The organism is Cutibacterium porci, assembly GCF_009696315.1.
GTDB lineage: Bacteria > Actinomycetota > Actinomycetes > Propionibacteriales > Propionibacteriaceae > Cutibacterium > Cutibacterium porci.
In genome coordinates this window covers 222,718-241,329 of sequence record NZ_VUMG01000004.1, presented here as the reverse complement: position 1 = coordinate 241,329, position 18,612 = coordinate 222,718, and the positions used below count along the sequence as shown (strand labels likewise).

Below are 18,612 nucleotides of genomic sequence, written 5' to 3'. Positions count from 1 at the left end.
CTACCGAAACCCACCACCCCAACACCGCGATCGACACACCTCACACCATCGTTGATGCCACTCATACACCAGTAGACGCGTCACTAACCCGCAACATCACCACTCGGCCATCCCTGCGACACACCGAGGAAAGTTTCCGCAGGGGTCGGCTTGAGTGTGTGCAGGATATTCGTGGCTTGGCAGGTGACGTCGGATAGCGTGAGTTTGGAATAGCCGGACCGCAGTTGTGCCTCCGTGATTCCGTGCGCTATTGGATGGGGCGTTGCTTCCCCGGACGAAAAGGTATGTCTGTAGTTGTCGGTTTTGGTGACAGACGCCGCCAAGGAAACCGTTGTACCGCCTGGGAATGCTTCGTGTGCAACTATCGCTCACGGGAATAGCGTGGATTGTACTAGCAAGGTCGGATGTGGTCTCTAGGTTGAGAGGTCCAATACCTGCCATGCTGCCGAGACGGATGGGGGCGACTTAGCCAAGTCTTACACAATGGCGGGGCCGCGCTGTTTATTGGCCATGACCTGGTTGGCTGCGAGAGCTGCCTGGGGTCCCAGCGCCCTAAGCCACGATTCATGCTCCTTTCACATTGTCAGTGAATGCGCCAGTTTGATGTTGATGACATGGCTAGCAGCGTCAGTGAGGCGTTTCTTTCCCGAGGTAGATGTCGCAATTGACATCAACGCTCGAATCATGGGCCTGGCAAGCCCGGGGTCGGCGGTGATAGCTAGATCACCGCCGGCGGAAACGAATTTGCTTGCCCGGTGGCCACCGTCGACTGAGAATACTGATACCGAACTACCCAGGTCGTCAGATACGATAAGCCCTTGATAACCGAAATCTCCACGCAACATGTCTGTCATGATTGTCGATGAGAATAATCCAGGGGTGCCGGGATTAATTCTCGAATAGTACGCAGATGCGACCATAACGGCTTCAGATCCAGCGCCGAGGGCCATCCGGAAGGATTCGAGATACTGGTCGTGACGTGTGGTCTTGCTGTCGGTGATCCCGGCTGACTTGAAGTCAGTGTCCTCGACGATTCGCCCGATACCGGGGAAATGCTTCGTAGTCGAAATGATGCCGGCTTTCCGGTGCCCTGCAATGACGGCAGCCGAGTATTGCCCGCACATGTGTGGATCGGTTCCGAAGCCACGATGATGCTTGGCTATTGGCTTATTGCGTATCCCGAGCTCAGGGTCGATGACGTCTGCTACAGGGGAGAAGATCATATGGACGCCGAGTTTGGCGAGTTGACGAGCACCGGTCGCCACCACTGACGTGACCTTGGCAGGGGACATCCTGGCTAGGGATTCCTGGCTCGGCAAGAGATTGACTCCCGGCACCCGGATGTTTTGGATCTCGCCGCCTTCGTGGTCAGTCGCAACGATGGGCTTGATGCCCTGAGGACTGACACTGTTAACAGTGCTGAGCATGGCCTCAAGCTTGGATCTGCTTGTCCAGTGACCCAGCAGGAAGATTCCGGCTAGGCATTGGGTGTCAATGAGGTTAGCGATGTACTCGGGGGAGTCTGACGGCACCGCACCAATGAGGATGCACTGGCCGGCCCGTTGCTCAAGGGATAACTTCTTGACGATCTTGGCGGCGCGCGGATCCTGACGGATTGGTGTCGGATTGACGGCAGGCGTCGAGGCCTCGGATGGAGTCGGGGTTGGGCTTACGGGTGACGGCGTCGGGGTTGGTGAGGATGCTGCCGGGATGGCAGAAGGAGCCTGTGGCGCAGCGGCCGTGGTGGAAGGTGGCTTCTCGGGTTGGTCGCCTTGTGCAACACATCCGGCCAACGGCGCGCTCAAACCTGTCGCGATGATTGTTCGCCGCCTCATGGCCAAAATTATTTCATAGCTGGGTCGGCTATCCGGACTGTGTGCCGTCTATGCGGGTATGACGAGATATACCTCGAAGTCCTTGCTGCAACAGTCGATATTGTGACCGACAGTATTGCAGGAAAAGCGCCGTGACTTCTCGGCTCCCGGGTCCATCACATCAATGGCGAAGCGGTGGTTTTCTGGCGCAGACCGCACCAGTTCCAGGCACATCTCCACAAGCGTGGATCGACGTCGGGAATGAATTGTGGCGGCTGATCACGGTGCAGGATTCCGGCTGAATCCGGCTGAAACGGGACGTGACTGGCGAGCATCTCGTAGCGAGTGACACCCCATGAGTACAAATCGCTGGCAGCTGTTGACCTCCGACCGACTGCGACTTCGGGAGCTTGATAATAGGGGTGCCAGTGATTTCGCGCGGCCTGTGAAGGCGACCATTTCGGAGGCCCCGAAATGAGTAATCCGCGTTCCGCAGACGTTCACGGGGGCCTCAATGAGGATATTCGCCGGCGTGATGTCGAGATCGAATACCGACGCGGTGAATTGCAGTAAGAGCTTGGCAAATCTCGATTCCCAGACTGGCCGCTGTGCGTTGATCGAGGCGGTGGTCTGGACTTCCGTCGTTGACATCATGGCCACGCCACACTGTGCCAGTCTCGCCCGAGTACATCATCGAGAACATAACGGCTACCGACTCGCTTTGCCGCCGATTCGCCGTTGGCGCCCAGACATGATGCACCCCGATAATCGCACACGCTGTTGCGCCGCAGCGAGGGCTCAGTCTGTCGGTAGTTCAGTTTCGAGGTCGTCGTGATGGGAACGGCGTCGAACGATCGCCCAGGCAATGCCCAGCACGACGAACCATATTGGAGTAGCCAGCAGGGCCTGAAGCGTGTCGTCAGCCTTGGTAAGCAGGACAATGACAAAGACGAAGAAAGCAAGCACGACCCATGGCATGACATGAGCTCCTGGCATCGGGTAGATCGACTCAGCGTGAGCCTGCGGGTTGCGCCGTACGTGGACAATATGGCTGACGAGAATCATGCTCCATACGAAGATGAACAGCACTGCTGAGACAGTTGTGACGAGTGTGAATGCCTCTACGACCGAATCTTTCGCAGCGAGGATGAGAGCGGATCCGATAAGGATGACGGTGCAAAACAGACCCCAGCCGGGAACGCCGTGGCGCGATAGTTTTCCGAAAGCTCGGGACGCCATTCCCTTGTGGGCTAGACCGTAGAGCATGCGAGACGTCGAGTAGACGCCTGAGTTCGCGCTTGATGCCGCCGAGGTAAGGACGACAAAGTTCATGACACCGGCCGCCGCCGTGAATCCGATGAGTCCGAACATTTGGACAAAGGGGGAGGAATCGGTCTGGATGAGATTCCATGGGGTGACACACATCATGGCGAGTAGAGCAGCAACGTAAAACACGAGAACACGAACCGGCACAGCGTTGATGGCTTTCGGCATCGTCTTTCGAGGATTCGCAGTCTCGGCGGAAGTGGTGCCAACTAATTCAATACCGACATAGGCAAAGACCGCGATCTGGAAGCCCCCGAAAAATCCGTTCCAGCCGCGTGGAGCGAAACCCCCGTGGGACCACAGATTCGACACTGATGCTTTGTAGCCATTGGCCGAGGTAAATCCCATGATGACAAGCACAATCGCTACCACAATGAGGATAAGAATAGCGACGATCTTGATAAGCGCGAACCAGAACTCTAGCTCACCGAAAAGCCTTACCGTCAAGAGGTTGAGGGCGAGGAGTACGACGAGCGTCGCCGCGGTAAGAATGAAGGCCCAGGTGTGGTCGTGGGTCCAGAAATTCCAATATGAGGTAATGGCGATGACATCGGCCATGCCTGTGACAACCCAACACAACCAGTACGTCCATCCCAAGAAGAATCCTGCCCACGGGCCAAGGAGGTCAGCGGCAAAGTCTTGAAAAGATTTCCATTGCAGGTTATGCAGTAACAATTCGCCCATGGCGCGCATGACGAAGAAGAGCATGGCGCCGATGACGAAGTAGGCCACCACGATGCTTGGACCGGCGGTGTGGATGGACTTGCCGGAGCCCATAAACAAGCCAGTACCGATGGCGCCGCCAATGGCAATGAGTTGGATGTGCCTATTGCTGAGGCTTCGCCGGAGGCGTTGCTCTGCAGCGGCAGAATTCTGATTCTCCACAGTCATGGGGAGCATTGTGTCCCTCTGAGGGGTCGCGAGTGGTAAAGAATCTCACATTTCACATCGTGGACTCTCCCGGTAGGGTTTTGGACAATGTCGGGTAAAGCGTCGTTTTGCGAGGAGTTAATGACGATGACTACGACACTTGCCCTCACCGGTGCGAACCTACTGACGTGTGATCGTGGCGGTACTGTGCTGACGGATCATACGGTGCTTGTCGGCGAGAACGGCTCAATCACGGCCGTGGGACCGAGCCACGAGCTCGTCGATCGAGCGGCATCAGTACAGCGGCAGATCGACTGTGCTGGGAAGTGGGTCATGCCCGGGCTCATCAACGCTCACGCCCACGTCATGGCTGATGGTCGGCCACTGCCTCAGGCGCTCATGATTCCGCCTGCAGCGCGTGCCATCGTAGCGTTCTGGAAGACACCGTTGGGGCGTCCCATGTTGCGGGAGCGTGCGCGTGGATTCGTGGAATGTGAACTCAACTCGGGCGTGACGACGATGCGTTGCCTCGGCGAATACGACAACGAGGCCATCACGCTGGGGCGAGACAGCGAAAGGAGGACATGGCTAGGGCCGAGAATGACGGCGTCGGGGCCGCTGTTAGCTACGACGGGTGGCCATGGGTCTGAGTTTGGACTCGCCCGAATCGTTGATGCGCCGTGGGAGGGGCGCAAGGCGGTACGCCAAAACCTGCGTTTGGGAGCAACCTCGATCAAAATTGCCGCAACGGGTGGTGTCACTGACGCCAAGGTCGTGGGTGAGGCTGGGCGGCCTCAGATGACTGTTGAGGAAATGACAGCGATTTGCGATGAGGCTCACTCGGCAGGGGTGCTTGTCGCTGCCCACGCCCAGAGTCCCGAGGGAGTGTTGCGGTCGCTCAAAGCCGGCGTCGACACCATCGAACACGGCTCGGCGATGACAGACGAGATTGTTGAGCTGTTCCACGACAATCCGAAGTCGTTGCGTGGGTGGTCAGCACTTGACGCGACGCTGTTGGCAGCGGTGCCACTTGTCGAAATTGATACGGAGATCACCGGGGCCAGCGAGGTCGTCAGGGAGAATGCTCGGATCGTCGTAGATTCAATGACCCAAGGTATTCGCGATGCAATCAAGAACGACGTGGTGCTTGGGTCGGGTATGGATTCGTCGATGACGTTCACGCCGCATTACGCCATGTGGCGTGAGCTCGATTTGGTGGTGTCGCGAGCGGGATTGTCGACCGCCAGGGCGTTGGAGGCCGTGACGAGGGTTAATGCCAGAATGCTTGGCCTGGACTCTGTCACGGGTGCGATTGAACCGGGTCTGTCCGCCGACCTGCTGGTGTTGGGAGCTAATCCTCTCGATAACCTGCGTGCCCTGGAAGGGGTTGAGAAGGTGATAACCCGAGGTGACGTCATCGACTCACCGACGGTCGAAAGATTTGGAGAAATCGACGAGCTGTTGGACACACTACGCAGCTGACGACAAACCGTGAGGGGCGAAGAACCGTCTTCCCACTCAACTCAGGGTGGCTAACGGGACTTGAACCCGCGACCCCCTGGACCACAACCAGGTGCTCTACCGACTGAGCTATAGCCACCACGTGCCTGTGTCAGGCAACCAGTGAAGGGTACCGAGTTCTGGAGCGAGAATGCAACTTCGGCGTTCCCGCTCCCCGGCGTCAGTCCCTGCCAGCCCCGGTGAGGAGGCCCTGATATTTGGCTGCGATCTCGTCACAACGGGTGGCCTCTGGGCCGGGGGAAGCAACCATGAGCGCCTCGCGCCAATACATGAGCTCCTCGATGGATTCCTCGATGTCAGTTAACGCTCGGTGGTGACCTTGTTTTTCCGGGGAGTGCCCGAAAGCGCGCGGATACCAGCGTCGTGCCAATTCCTTGATAGAGGAGACATCGACATTGCGGTAGTGCACGTAGGACTCGACTTCCGGCATGTCCTTGGCTAGGAAAGAGCGGTCGGTGCCGATGGTGTTGCCAGCTAACGGTGCTTTGCCAGCCTGCGGGACATAACTGCGAATGTAGTCGAGCACCTGTTCCTGGGCTTGTGCCATCGTCAGTCCGTTGTCCAATTCTTCAAGGAGGCCGGACCTGGTGTGCATATCGCGCACGAAGTCGTTCATGTGCTCGAGCCACTGTGGTTCGGGCTTAATGATGACGTCTACCCCCTCACCTTGGACGTTGAGCTGCCCATCGGTGACCAGTGCGGCCACCTCAATGAGCCCGTCATGGGCCAAGTCGAGCCCGGTCATCTCGCAATCGATCCACACCAACATGTCTCTCACAGCAACACAGCCTAGTTGGTGGCTGTGACAGGTCACTGGTGAGGATGGTGGTCGTCACCGTGTGCCGCGCGGCACCCAACGCCCCATCCAGTAGCTGCCGACCAGGCCAATAATCGACATCACGATGCTGGCTGCCGAGAGCGGCCACGCCAGGGTGACGAGGGTGACGACGATTGGCCCCATCGCTGAGCCCGTGTCGGAGAGGAGTCGCCACGCTGCTAGGAACTGAGGGCGTCCGACGTCGGGAGACGCGTCGGATCCTAGCGTCATGACGATGCCGGAACTCGCGCCGTTCCCAATGCCGATGATGAGGGCGACGATGCCGATCGTCACCGTTGTGTGGGCCAGCGGCAATGTGAGAAGTGCGACGGCCTGGATGAATATTGACGGCACGGCGACCCACCAGCGTCCGAATTTGTCCATCAGGGCTCCGCCAGGCAGAAAGAGAAGGACATCGGCGGCCATCGACCAGGCGTAGATGAGATCTGTGGTGGCTGGGGTTAAGCCGTTGGCGTGGCACCACAGTGGCAGCAGGGAACGCCGCGCCGATCTGACGACCATGAGGGCCGTCACTCCCAGTCCCGTCGTCCATAGAACTCTGGAGTTTTGTGTAGCGATCGTCCACGTCGAGATCTTGGTGGGGGCATCCGCGACGGCAGTTTGCGGGGTATCGACTGGGGGAAGGTCAGGCATGACAGTGGTCACGGCAGCCGCAAAGATACTGGCGATGGATGCAAAGCCGTATGCCCACGACATCGAAGCTGCGCGAAGAATCCACGCTCCCGCCATTGGGCCGACGAACCACCCCACTCGGAACACCCCACCGAGGGTTGACAACGCTCGAGCCCGGTATCGGTATGGGATCGCCACCGTCAAATAATTCTGTCGCGCAATGCCGTACACGGCACCAGCCATGCCATTGACGAGGACGGCTGCGGCCAGCAGGCCAAGGTGGTGCACCAACCCCATAGACACAAGGGCAACGGCGTCGATGAGCATGGCCATCACGAGGGACCACTTCTCACCGATCCTTGTCACGAGCCACCCGGCAGGCACATCGCCGATAATCTGGCCGATACCGACGAGTGCGGCGATGGCGGCAGCCAGAGCTGCTGACGCCCCAATGTGTACCGCGGTGAGTGGGATGAGCGGAATCACAGCTCCGTAGCCCAAGGAGGACATCAGCGTCGGTAGGTAGGCCGAAACGATGATCGACGACCACTTCACCGGTGGAGTGGGAGGATCTGTGCGCGTCGAATCAGTCACGCAGAAAGGTTAAGACGTTGAACACGTGCCTACTTTGTTGGGCTGACTGGGTCATCAAGGCCTTACCCGGATAAGATGTCGAATATGGCCCGGTAGCTCAGCGGATAGAGCAGCAGCCTTCTAATCTGTCGCGCGTGGGTTCGATTCCCACCCGGGCCGCCATATGTTCTTCGCATGTTCGACCGTCCGAGGGTGCGACGCATCGAAAAGTGTCCCGGACGGCCGGTAGTCTTTCACTCATGTCGTACGTTGCCCCCACGCCCGTTGTGCGTCGTCCCTGGTGGCAGCGTCTGTTGCGTAACCCGTGGTTCTGGGTGTTGTTCGCACTGGTGCTGATTTCTGCGGCCTGCCTCATTCATACCTACGTCGTTGTGCATGCGGATACTGAGATCGAGCAGAATGGCCAGAAGGGCGTCATCCCTGGTATCACCAATCAGTCCTTGAAGTTGGGCCTGCATTATGCGTGGCCGACGGCTGCCGTGTGGTCAGCGATCTTTATATGTGTTGATCGGTTCAGAACCCGGCACCTGCACGTATGGTTTCTGTGCTTTTGTTGGGGAGCATGCGTGGCGACCTGGGTCAGTATGCATCTGAACACGTGGATGGCTGGGATGTTGTCAGTGGCCGGCGGGGTTGATCCAGCATCGGGTGCCGGTCCCGCCGTGTATTCGGCCCCCTTTGTCGAAGAATCCTGTAAGGCGTTCGTGCTGTTCGCATTGGCCGTTGCTACCGGGCGGCGGATGACCTCGGTAGTTCAGACGGTGAGCGCAGCCGGTCTTTCGGCAATTGGCTTTGCGTTCGTCGAGAACATCATGTACTACGCCCGTGCCGACAACTATGCCCGAGTGACGGCTTCAGCTGGGGATCCAAAACAAGCGTTGATGGAGCTCGTGTTGTTGCGGGGGGTCTACACGTCTTTTGGCCATCCGCTGTTCACGAGCATGACGGGTATTGGCCTGGCTCTTGGACTGAGATCACGCAGTCGGCTTGTGAGGATCTTTGCTCCGACAACGGGGTTCGTTATGGCCGTCGTGGGTCACATGCTTTTCAACGGGTTCTCTTCAGTGTTGCCGATGCAGGCTCTCAAAAAGTTGTGGTTCGTAGCCCTCGGCGTCGTCGCCTCCGTGGTGGTTTTCATCGTTATCCGCACGGTGCGGGAAGGCAAGATGATCCGGCACCGGCTAGGGGATTACGTCAAGGCTGGATGGCTGCCGGCCTCCGACGCGGACACGTTGTCGGCTCTGCGGCGTCGTCAGTGGGCGACGTTGGTGGCAGTCAGTCAGGGGCCGCGCCGATGGTGGCGTACGTTGGAATTCCTGCGCGTGGGGACCGATCTTGCGTACCTGCGTGACGCGGTCGTCCGTGGCCTGGATGATGACCCTGGCCCGCGTCAGATCCAGCTCATTAATCGCATGAACGTGCTGCGTCCGATGGCCGTCACGGTCGCTCGAGGTGCCAAGCTGTCAAAGCCGAGACTGCCTAACATCCTGAGGAGGCGTCGCAACCGGCCGGTCAATCATGAGTTGCAGTGGGCACCGCCACAGGCCTGACAAGTGACCAGGAAGGATCACGATGAATACCGAGCAGATGCTGCTGTCATTGACTGATCTGCGAGACAACCTGCGTCAGGCGCAATTTCCGCTGGATTTACCCGAGGCCATGACCCAGGCTGGGCTGGCGCGGCGCATTGCTCACCAGCTCAATGACTATATTTTGCCGCGGCTAGAGACGATTGATGCGCCTCTTTTGGCAGTAGTAGGAGGGTCGACCGGCGCGGGCAAGTCAACCCTGGTGAATTCCTTGGTTGGCCGGGTGGTGACACAACCAGGTGTTATCCGTCCGACGACAACGTCACCTGTTCTCGTCCACCACCCTGACGATGCATTGTGGTTCGACGGCGACCGAGTGTTGCCTACCCTGGTTCGCTCCCGGGTAGCCAGCAATGATGCCTCTAGCTTGCAACTGGTTGCAGAGCCGCGGATTCCGCGAGGGTTGGCCATCCTTGATGCCCCAGACATTGATTCTGTCGTAGCGCGCAACCGCGATCTGGCGGCTCAGTTGCTCCAGGCCGCAGACCTGTGGGTTTTTGTCACCTCGGCCGCTCGCTACGCTGACGCGGTGCCGTGGGATTTCCTCAATGACGCCCAGGAGAGGCACGCGTCGGTCGCGGTGGTGTGTGATCGTGTTCCGACGGAGGCCATGAGAGAGGTTCCGGCGGATCTCGGCCGACTGATGACGGAGCGTGGTCTTGCTGATTCTCCACTGTTCGCCATTCCGGAAACCAGGACAGATGCTGAGGGTTTGCTTCCTGTGCAAGCCATTGCCCCTGTGAGGTTTTTCTTGTCGAGCTTGGCTCAAGACCAGCAGAAGCGACGCGATGTCATTGCGTCGACGTTGTCCGGGGCGATCGGTTCGGTCTGTGAGCGATCGTTGTATGTCGCTGGCGGTTTGGACGCGCAGAAGGAGGCAATGTCACGGCTATACCAGGATGCTCAGTCGATCATGACTGAATCGTCACGATCGATTGCGGCCCAGTCTGCTGACGGCACTCTTTTGCGCGGCGAGGTCATTGCTCGGTGGCACGAATTCGTCGGAACTGGCGAGTTTATGCGCGCTATGGAGGCCAAGATTTCTTGGTTCCGCGATCGGGTAGTGCAGGTTTTCACGGGGACGCCACCACAAGCTGAGAAGGTCAGCGTGGCCATGGAATCTGGCCTGGAAAGTCTCATCATTGCTGAGGTCCAAGCTGGGTGTGAGCGGATTGAGTCTGTGTGGCGAGCCGATCCGGTTGGTCGCAGTCTCCTGGAGGCAGGTGACGAGGACGTGTCCCGACCGTCGCAGGAGTTTAACGAGGCTGTCCCTCGGATGGTGAGGGATTGGCAGGGCGACGTCATGGAACTTGTCGCCGGGGAAGGCATGAACAAACGCTCCAAGGCTCGTTTCATGGCTTTTGGGGTCAATGGTGTTTCAGTTGCACTGATGCTTGTTGTGTTCGCTCATACCGGTGGATTGTCGGGGGCCGAAGCTGGGATTGCGGGGGGATCAGCGATCGTCGCCCAGCGTCTCCTGGAGGCTCTCTTTGGTGACGACGCGGTGCGACGCCTCGCGAAGGTTGCGAAAGGCCAGCTTGACGCGCGTGTTGACGGTTTGCTCGCCAGCGAGATGGCGCGTTACCAGGCGATTCTCGATGCTTTGGGAGTCGACCCCGATGTCCCAGCCCGTGTTCGCGCGTCGATCGCGGAGGTTCGTCGAGCCCAAGATGAGCCAGAGCCTCCCAGCGACAACGCGGCGATCCGGATTCGCCATCGGCAACCTGAAGTCGAGGCGTCCCACGCTGCTGACATGGGGCAGTTGCGAGCGGGCATGCCGGTCCTTGATGCTGAGGTCGTCGAACCGGCCGTCACATTGGACCCCGAGCCTCGTCAGGAGGACCGATGAGGCGGCGTCGCGTCGATCTTTCGCAGCGTATCGACCTGCTCACTGAGGCGGTGAACCTGTCTGAGGGGATCGTCCCTGACGATGTTGCGGCTCGTGCTCGTGCCGTTGTGACACGGGCGGATCAGCGTTGTCGAATTGGCGGAGACCACACCGTCGTTGCTCTTGCTGGCGCAACGGGGTCGGGAAAATCGTCGACCTTTAATGCCTTGGCAGGTGCGCAATTGGCCGATCCTGGAGTGAGGCGTCCGACGACGTCGAAGGCGACTGCCGCGGTGTGGGGGACGCAATCAGCGCAGACTCTGCTGGACTGGCTCGACGTTCCTCGTCGTCACCACATGGGTAGTGAGGACCCTCTCGATGGCTTGGTACTGCTTGACCTGCCGGACCACGACTCGGTGCGTACAGAGCATCGCCTCGAGGTAGATCGTCTTGTCGAGATGGTCGACATGATCGTGTGGGTAGTCGACCCACAGAAATATGCTGATGCCGCTTTGCATACCCGTTATTTGGCGCCGTTGGCTCGCCACGCTGAGGTTATGACGGTGGTTCTCAACCAGGTTGATCGGCTTGACGAGGAGCAGCGAAAAAGCTGCCTGCGTGATCTTCGCCGGTTGCTGGACTCCGAAGGCTTGGACAAGGCCAAGATCATGGCGATGTCAGCGAGGACTGGTGAGGGCGTGGAAAATATGCGCGCGGTGTTAGCCCATACTGTGCGTGCTAAGAAAGCCCAAGCCGCCCGGCTGCATGCTGATCTCGACGATGTGTTGCAATACCTGAGCGAGGCAACGGGAGATGTGGCGGGTCACGTGAGTCACGATTGCGTCGATCACTTGATTGAGGTGCTGTGCCTTGCTGGCGGTGTCGAACCAGTCGTTGAAGCGACTCGGGATGCCTATCGCAGGAGGGGGCATCGAGCTACCGGTTGGCCGGTGACGGCATGGATGTCAAGGCTCCGTCCCGACCCGCTACACCGCTTACATTTGGACGTGACGTCTCAGCGGAAGAAGGCGCTGAAAAGCGGCATAGAACCTACCGACGTGCAGCGTAGTGCGCTGACTGCGCGAGTCGGTGTCGCCGAGGCTAAGGTCGATACAGCAGTGCGATCGTTGGCCTTGGATGCGGCTGAGGGTCTTCCGCGTTCCTGGGCTGACGCAGTGCGCGCGGCATCTCTGTCTCACCGCAAGGACCTTCCCGACGACATCGATCGAGCTGTGGTTTCCACCGATTTGGGAGTACACCGCGGTACCGGCTGGTGGAAGCTCGTGACAGTAGTGCAGTGGGTCCTCGTGATCGTTGTGGTCGCTGGGCTGGCATGGCTCGCCGCTGATGCCGTGAGTGCATACATGCAGGTGCGGCTTCCGCCGGTGAGATGGCATCATTTCCCGGTACCGACTCTTATGGTTGCGGGCGGAATCGTCGCGGGAATCATGGTTTCTATGCTGTGTCAGGTCGGTGTGCAGGTGGGTGCCCGAGCTGCCGCTCGTTATGCCAGATCTGAATTGCGGGCCAACCTCGCCGACGTCGCATGGCAGTCGGTTGTCGATCCAGTGAATGCCGAGCTCGATCACCACGACGAGGTTGTGAGACTTCTAGCGAAGGCGTCTTGAGCGCCGTTATCCACAGGCGGCGATGTCACCTCGCGGTTATCCACAGATGCGATATTGCCTGGTGGATTCCGGGAACTGTGCCGATAACCGTATGTGAGTGAAAGGAGCTCACAGATGGACGCAAACGTGTCATTCACCGGGAACCTCGGAACCGACGTCGAGATGAAGACCGCAGAGGGCTGGCGCGGGGCCCGGTTTCGGGTTGCCCATACCCCGCGTGTCATGCGGCAGGGAGAGTGGGTTGATGGGACGACGACGTGGATGTCAGTGCATGTCTATGGCCGACTCGCTGACAACTGCCATGTTTCCCTGCGCAAAGGGGACCCGGTGATGGTGACCGGGCGGCTCCGCACCCGCAGCTGGATCGACGATGAGGGCTCCCACGAGCAGCTCATTGTTGTTGCGCACAACGTTGGACCGGATCTCTCTCGGTTGCCGGCTGTGTGTCGTCGGCCTGAGAAACGTGCTGACGCGCCGCTCGGTGATGACCGGATGATGCCTCGCCACGATTCTCCTGGTGAGGTCGATGAGGACGTCGAGGTGGTTGACGACGATGTCGAGCTGGTTGGTTCCTGAGATTGGTAACAGCCGATGAGGGAATGAGTTGGTGGCGGGAGTCGTTATGACGGCTGGCATACTGTGCAGCGGTCGGTAAAGTACCGACCGCCCCGTTCTTGCAGATCCTGGAGGAGTGCCGATGGCCGAGTTCATCTACACCATGCACAACGTCCGAAAAGCGGTGGGTGACAAAGTTATCCTTGACAATGTCACGCTATCGTTTTTTCCGGGCGCCAAGATTGGTGTTGTCGGACCAAACGGCGCTGGTAAATCCACGATGCTCAAGCTCATGGCTGGGCTCGATAAGCCGAATAATGGTGATGCCAACCTCGCTAAGGGTGCCACTGTCGGAATTTTGCTCCAGGAGCCCCCGCTCACCGAGGGTAAGACCGTTCGGGAGAATGTTGAAGAGGCTGTTGGTGACGTCAAGGCTAAGCTGGCGCGGTTTGAGGAAGTCTCTGCGGAGATGGCCAACCCCGACGCCGACTTTGATGCCTTGATGGCCGAGATGGGTGAGCTGCAGACGGAACTGGATAACGCCAATGCGTGGGACATCGACACCCGCCTTGAGCAAGCTATGGACGCCCTGCAGTGCCCTCCCGGCGACACTCCTGTAGAGGTGCTGTCAGGTGGTGAACGTCGTCGTGTTGCCTTGTGCAAGTTGTTGATCGAACAGCCTGATTTGCTTCTTCTCGACGAGCCCACCAACCACCTGGATGCCGAGTCCGTGAACTGGCTTGAGGGTCACCTTAAGTCTTACCCGGGAGCCGTGTTGGCCGTCACCCACGACCGCTACTTCCTTGACCACGTCGCTGAGTGGATCTGCGAGGTTGATCGTGGCCAGCTGCACCCATACGAGGGTAACTACTCGACGTACCTGGACACCAAGCGCAAGCGTTTGCAGATCGAGGGCAAGAAGGACGCCAAGCGCGCCAAGATCCTCGAAAAAGAGTTGGAATGGGTGCGTTCCTCACCCAAGGCCCGTCAAGCTAAGAACAAGGCCCGCCTGGCCCGCTATGAGGAGTTGGCCGCTGAGGCTGAGCGCAGCCGCAAGATCGACACCGCTGAAATCAATATCCCGCCGGGGCCGCGTCTAGGCAACGTTGTGCTGGAGGCTGACCATTTGTCTAAGGGATTCGGTGAACGCGTCCTCATCAAGGATCTGTCATTTACCTTGCCACGAGCCGGCATTGTCGGTGTTATCGGCCCAAACGGGGTCGGCAAGACAACCCTGTTCAAGACCCTCGTTGGGCTGGAGAAAGCTGATTCGGGTTCCCTCAAGGTCGGTGAGACCGTCAGTTTCTCTTACGTCGACCAGAACCGTACCGGGATTGATCCGGAAAAGAACGTTTGGGAAGTCGTCTCCGATGGGCTGGACTACATCAAGGTCGCGAACTTTGAAGAACCTTCGCGGGCCTATGTTGCCAGCTTCGGGTTCAAAGGCCCAGATCAGCAGAAGAAATCTGGGGTGCTCTCCGGTGGTGAACGCAACCGGTTGAACCTCGCTCTTACCCTCAAGCAGGGTGGAAATGTTTTGCTCCTCGACGAGCCGACGAATGACCTTGACGTTGAGACCCTTTCGAGCCTTGAAGACGCCCTGCTGGAGTTCCCTGGTTGTGCTGTGGTGGTCTCCCACGACCGCTGGTTCCTAGACCGCATTGCAACCCACATCCTGGCATGGGAAGGCGAGGATGAAGATGGCGTGCCGCGCTGGTTCTGGTTCGAGGGTAACTTCGCTGACTATGAGGCTAATAAAATCGAGCGCCTTGGCCCCGACGCCGCGAGGCCACATGCGTCGAAGCATCGCCGTTTGACGCGCGACTGAGTGACGTGCATGAATCGGCCCCGGTCTGGGATCGGGGCCGACGTGGTTGACGCTACGAGGTGATCGCCGCACCTGCCGAGCCGTCGACTGGGGAGCCCGCGACATTGTCGGGCAAATGTGAGGCGAACAGTTCCGAGAGGGTCAGTGCCCGGCGTCCGGCCAGATCCGAGGTTTGACGTCGGCATGAGAACCCATCGGCGAGGATGATGGCGTGTGGGCCAGCTTCCTCGATGGCTGGTAGCAGGTTCTGCTGGGCAACGGTCACTGAAAAATCGTAGTGGCCATTCTCAACTCCGAAATTTCCGGCATAGCCGCAGCATCCGCTGACCACCGTGACAGTCGCCCCGGCTGCTTCGAGGAGACGCTTATCTGGGCCGAACCCAAGAATCGACGCGTGGTGGCAATGAGGTTGCGCGACGATGGTGTGGCCTGTTAGAGACGGTGGGGTCCAGTTGGCTGCCTCCAGCATTTCTGCGACGGTGTGCATGTTTCGGGCGACCCGGTGAACGCGTGAGTCATCTGGAAGAAGGCGTAGGGCGTCATCGCGCCAGACGGTAGTGCACGATGGTTCCAATCCGACGACTGGGACGTGGGCGTCGGATAGCGGAGCAAGGACGTCCAGTCCAGCGCGAAGTCGACGGCGAGCACCGTCGAGCTGTCCGGTGGTGATCCACGTCAATCCGCAGCAAACGTCGTCGGCAAGGACTCGGGGACGATAACCGGCGTCGGCAAGCACGGCGACGACCGCCGAAAGATCTGACCCTTCGAGCATGTCGGAGAAAGAATCCACCCAGATCACAACGTCGCCTCTGTCCCCGTTGCGGCGAGTCCCGGAGCCCGAGTTGGTGCTCGTGGTAGACGACGGAGCCATGTCCTGATTCGCCGCGATATGTCTAGCTGAGGCCGCGTGCGAGCTGGCCAATCTGGCCGAAGGCTGGAAGCGGGGGAGGGGACGACGCTGGTCCACTCCGGCAACCCACCGAGCGAGGCGTGCAAAGGCAGGCACGGACAGCACCGCGTTGGCCAGGGACGGCGCCCCCGGAATCCGATTGAGCATGCGCTCCCAGCGAGGAAGCAGACCCATCGTCAGGTGAGAGCGGGGACGTAACCGGTGTCGGTACTTTTCGTCAAGAACGGTGCTGCGATAGCTAGCCATGTCGATCCCCGTGGGGCAGTCTCGGGCGCATCCTTTGCACGCCATGCACAGATCGAGCGCCCGTTCTACCTCGGGAGAGTCCCAGCCATGAATGAGAGTGCCGTTGACCATTTCTTTGAGCACACTGGCTCGGCCACGCGTGGAGTCGACCTCCAAGCCAGATGCCTGATACGAAGGGCACATCACTGCGCCAGGAGCGGTGTGAGCTATGCATTTTCCCACCCCGGTACACCGGTGGACGGCGGCGGCGAATTCGGGGTGGGTAATGGTAATGGGGGACAGCGCGGACTCATGGGCCCTAATATCGGCCTCCACCGGTGCAGGGTCGACCAGAATTCCTGGGTTAAACAGATTGTCTGGGTCGAAGATGGCCTTGACCTGAGAAAACAGTCTGACAGCGTCGGGTGAATACATTGAATCCAGCAAGGCAGACCGAGCTCGACCATCACCGTGTTCCCCAGAGACAGATCCGCCATATCGGGCCACGAGGTGAGCGGCCTCAGCCACGAAGGCGCGGTAGCGCTGTGGCCCATCAGGCTGATCTAGTGGAAAGTCGATGCGACAGTGCAGGCATCCTTCCCCGAAATGCCCATATGGCAGGCCATGCAGACCATGATCGTCAAGCAGGGCCTCAAAGTCGCGCAGGTAGGCGCCGAGATCGCGTGCCGGTACAGCCGAGTCCTCCCAGCCTGCCCAGGCTGGCTTGTCGAGACTGATCCCAGCCAGGCCGGCACCGTCGGCACGGATTTTCCAGAGGGCTCCGGCCTGGCCCGGATGGGAGACAACCCACCCCTCTAGGCAGCCACTGGCGGCAACCATCGCTTGGGCTCGTGACGTGACCTCGGCGTCCTCCTCGCCGCGAAGCTCCACGAACATCCAGCCGTCGCCACGGGGAAGATCAGGGACGGGCCGGCCTGCTCGCGAGACCACGTCGACGATTCGGCGGCCAAAACCTTCACATGCAACCGGGGCGAAAGGTAGCAGGGCGGTAACGGCGTCAGCGGCCTCAGGCATCGACGGGTATCCCAGCGCTACCGTCACGCTGACGGGAGCTTCGTGAACTAGCTGCACGGTGGCTCGCGTCACGATACCCAGTGTGGCCTCCGTGCCGGCGATGAAGGCGGGGAAGTTGCGACCACGTTCTGGCAGTAGCCATTCCATGGAGTACCCGGAGACTTGACGAGAGAAGGTCGCGAACTCGGTCCTAATCGTTGCGAGGTTCGCGTCCGCCAGGTCTGTCAGGCGCTGGGCGAAAGGCGCGGCGAGATCTCCACGGCGCAAGGTCGTCAGATGGCCATCGGCGGTCAGCAGGTCGAGGTCAACGATATTGTCGCCAGTGCGGCCATACCCCAGTGCCCGCGGTCCGCACGCGTTATTGCCAATCATTCCTCCGATGGTGCATCGGGTCGATGTGGAAGGGTCTGGGCCGAAGCGCAACTGGTGGTCGGCTCCGGCGTGGCGCAACCAATCTTGGACGACGCCGGGCTCGACGACGGCGGTGCGAGTGTGAGGATCGAGGGACAGTATGTGGTTGAGGTGGGCGGATGTGTCGATGATCAGTCCGGTTCCTACCGCGTTGCCAGCACAGGTCGTACCGGCTCCTCGCGTGGTGATGGGCAGGCCTACCTGATGTGCGGCTATGACAAGGGCAGACAGCTCGTCGGTGCTGCGGGGATGGCAGACAGCAGTGGGGACGACGCGATAGATCGAGGCGTCTGAGGAATAAAGGGCGCGCGCCAGTCGGGAATCGTCGAGGATCTCCATGGCAGAGGCGTCGAGCCTTTTTAGCGTTGCTCGGAAGTCCTGGAGAATGTCCGTTGTGGCCGTCATGGCCTCAGTCTGGCACGGAAAGAATCGCTGTCATGGCCCGTCCCACGGCTGCGAAGTCTTGAGGGTCGACCGGGTCGATGAAAATGTGGCGAACTGCACGGGCATAGTGGGGAGTGACCTCACGCAGCTGGTCGATCCCAGCGGGGGTCAGCCGAGCTACCACCCCGCGACGATCCCGACCATCGGGCTCCCTCGTGACGAATCCGCGATCCTCTAGTCGCTCAATAGCGTGGGTGAGTCGGGACTTCGACTGACGCACTTGGGCGGCCAGTACAGACATCCGTACCGCGTCGTCAGCCTCCGAGAGGGTGACAAGGATCTCGTATTCGCACACGTCGAGGCCGTCACGTCGCAGGTCTGCCACGAGGTGCGATGTGATGTGCGCTGACGCGAGAAGCCACTCCCGCCAGACGCGTTGTTGCTCGATACTCAACCAAGGCTCCGCAGCCGAGTTTTCTACCCGAGACTCGGTATCGTTACCGGCATCATTGGCATTCCCACGAATGCTGCCTCGAGAGCCGCCCTGTGACATGATCTTCATGGTACCCGTGGCGCGACCTGCTCCTGTCGACAACCGCCCATCACTGACACCGGGAGTTGTGGAGACTAGCCAATGACACATG

Annotated in this window: 13 protein-coding genes, 2 tRNA genes and 2 pseudogenes; 8 read left to right on the top strand and 9 right to left on the bottom strand. The window is 59.6% G+C overall.

Annotated features, from left to right (window positions below; translation table 11 throughout):
• Nucleotides 1–197, top strand: a 197-nt coding sequence (locus FYJ43_RS12360) for a hypothetical protein (RefSeq protein ID WP_229771740.1), incomplete at its 5' end; no start/stop codon positions are given.
• Here the strand turns inward: FYJ43_RS12360 and FYJ43_RS12615 are convergent.
• The 4 genes and pseudogenes from FYJ43_RS12615 to FYJ43_RS11140 all read right to left on the bottom strand — a co-directional run.
• Nucleotides 165–566 (bottom strand): annotated as a pseudogene (locus tag FYJ43_RS12615) (hypothetical protein); the annotation flags it as partial. The gene FYJ43_RS12360 and the pseudogene FYJ43_RS12615 overlap by 33 nt on opposite strands.
• Before the next feature lie 9 nt (nt 567–575).
• Nucleotides 576–1,835: a glycoside hydrolase family 3 N-terminal domain-containing protein gene (locus FYJ43_RS11150; protein WP_154564833.1), complete on the bottom strand. Its 1,260-nt coding sequence runs from the start codon at nt 1,833–1,835 to the stop codon at nt 576–578.
• 215 nt (nt 1,836–2,050) lie between these two features.
• A pseudogene (locus FYJ43_RS11145) lies at nt 2,051–2,563 on the bottom strand (protein kinase domain-containing protein); the annotation flags it as partial.
• A gap of 49 nt (nt 2,564–2,612) precedes the next feature.
• A complete protein-coding gene (locus FYJ43_RS11140; protein WP_154564831.1) occupies nt 2,613–4,040 on the bottom strand; it encodes an amino acid permease in 1,428 nt (475 codons plus the stop codon).
• Nucleotides 4,041–4,157: 117 nt separating this feature from the next.
• On the opposite strand from FYJ43_RS11140, the gene FYJ43_RS11135 reads away from it, so the two are divergent.
• A complete protein-coding gene (locus FYJ43_RS11135) occupies nt 4,158–5,492 on the top strand; it encodes an amidohydrolase family protein (protein WP_195839982.1) in 1,335 nt (444 codons plus the stop codon).
• 45 nt (nt 5,493–5,537) lie between these two features.
• Here FYJ43_RS11135 and FYJ43_RS11130 read toward each other — a convergent pair.
• The 3 genes from FYJ43_RS11130 to FYJ43_RS11120 all read right to left on the bottom strand — a co-directional run bounded on the left by FYJ43_RS11130 (nt 5,538) and on the right by FYJ43_RS11120 (nt 7,536).
• A tRNA-His gene (locus FYJ43_RS11130) sits at nt 5,538–5,610 on the bottom strand.
• A gap of 81 nt (nt 5,611–5,691) precedes the next feature.
• Nucleotides 5,692–6,300, bottom strand: coding sequence for an oligoribonuclease (gene orn, locus FYJ43_RS11125; protein WP_154564928.1), 609 nt, complete (start codon nt 6,298–6,300; stop codon nt 5,692–5,694).
• 63 nt (nt 6,301–6,363) lie between these two features.
• Nucleotides 6,364–7,536, bottom strand: a complete 1,173-nt coding sequence (locus FYJ43_RS11120; RefSeq protein WP_326833612.1) for an MFS transporter — start codon at nt 7,534–7,536, stop codon at nt 6,364–6,366.
• A gap of 125 nt (nt 7,537–7,661) precedes the next feature.
• On the opposite strand from FYJ43_RS11120, the gene FYJ43_RS11115 reads away from it, so the two are divergent.
• From FYJ43_RS11115 to ettA, 6 genes are all read left to right on the top strand, one after another.
• Nucleotides 7,662–7,737 (top strand) — tRNA-Arg (locus FYJ43_RS11115).
• Between the two features lie 77 nt (nt 7,738–7,814).
• Entirely contained in the window at nt 7,815–9,125 is a 1,311-nt protein-coding gene (locus tag FYJ43_RS11110; RefSeq protein ID WP_154564827.1) for a PrsW family intramembrane metalloprotease, read from the top strand.
• Between the two features lie 22 nt (nt 9,126–9,147).
• The gene (locus FYJ43_RS11105) at nt 9,148–11,013 is read left to right on the top strand and encodes a GTPase family protein (protein ID WP_154564825.1); all 1,866 of its coding nucleotides are present in this window, start codon (nt 9,148–9,150) and stop codon (nt 11,011–11,013) included.
• A complete protein-coding gene (locus tag FYJ43_RS11100; protein ID WP_154564823.1) occupies nt 11,010–12,620 on the top strand; it encodes a YfjP family GTPase in 1,611 nt (536 codons plus the stop codon). The genes FYJ43_RS11105 and FYJ43_RS11100 overlap by 4 nt, the downstream gene beginning before the upstream one ends.
• Nucleotides 12,621–12,734: 114 nt before the next feature.
• The gene (locus FYJ43_RS11095) at nt 12,735–13,196 is read left to right on the top strand and encodes a single-stranded DNA-binding protein (RefSeq protein WP_154564821.1); all 462 of its coding nucleotides are present in this window, start codon (nt 12,735–12,737) and stop codon (nt 13,194–13,196) included.
• Between the two features lie 121 nt (nt 13,197–13,317).
• Nucleotides 13,318–15,003, top strand: coding sequence for an energy-dependent translational throttle protein EttA (gene ettA, locus FYJ43_RS11090; RefSeq protein WP_154564819.1), 1,686 nt, complete (start codon nt 13,318–13,320; stop codon nt 15,001–15,003).
• A gap of 52 nt (nt 15,004–15,055) precedes the next feature.
• Here ettA and FYJ43_RS11085 read toward each other — a convergent pair whose 3' ends face one another.
• Together FYJ43_RS11085 and FYJ43_RS11080 are read right to left on the bottom strand one after the other, a co-directional pair.
• Nucleotides 15,056–17,989, bottom strand: coding sequence for an FAD-binding and (Fe-S)-binding domain-containing protein (locus tag FYJ43_RS11085; RefSeq protein ID WP_154564817.1), 2,934 nt, complete (start codon nt 17,987–17,989; stop codon nt 15,056–15,058).
• A 4-nt stretch (nt 17,990–17,993) separates the two neighbouring features.
• Complete coding sequence (locus FYJ43_RS11080) at nt 17,994–18,530, bottom strand: MarR family winged helix-turn-helix transcriptional regulator (protein WP_154564815.1); 537 nt, start codon at nt 18,528–18,530, stop codon at nt 17,994–17,996.
• Between the last annotated feature and the right edge of the window lie 82 nt (nt 18,531–18,612).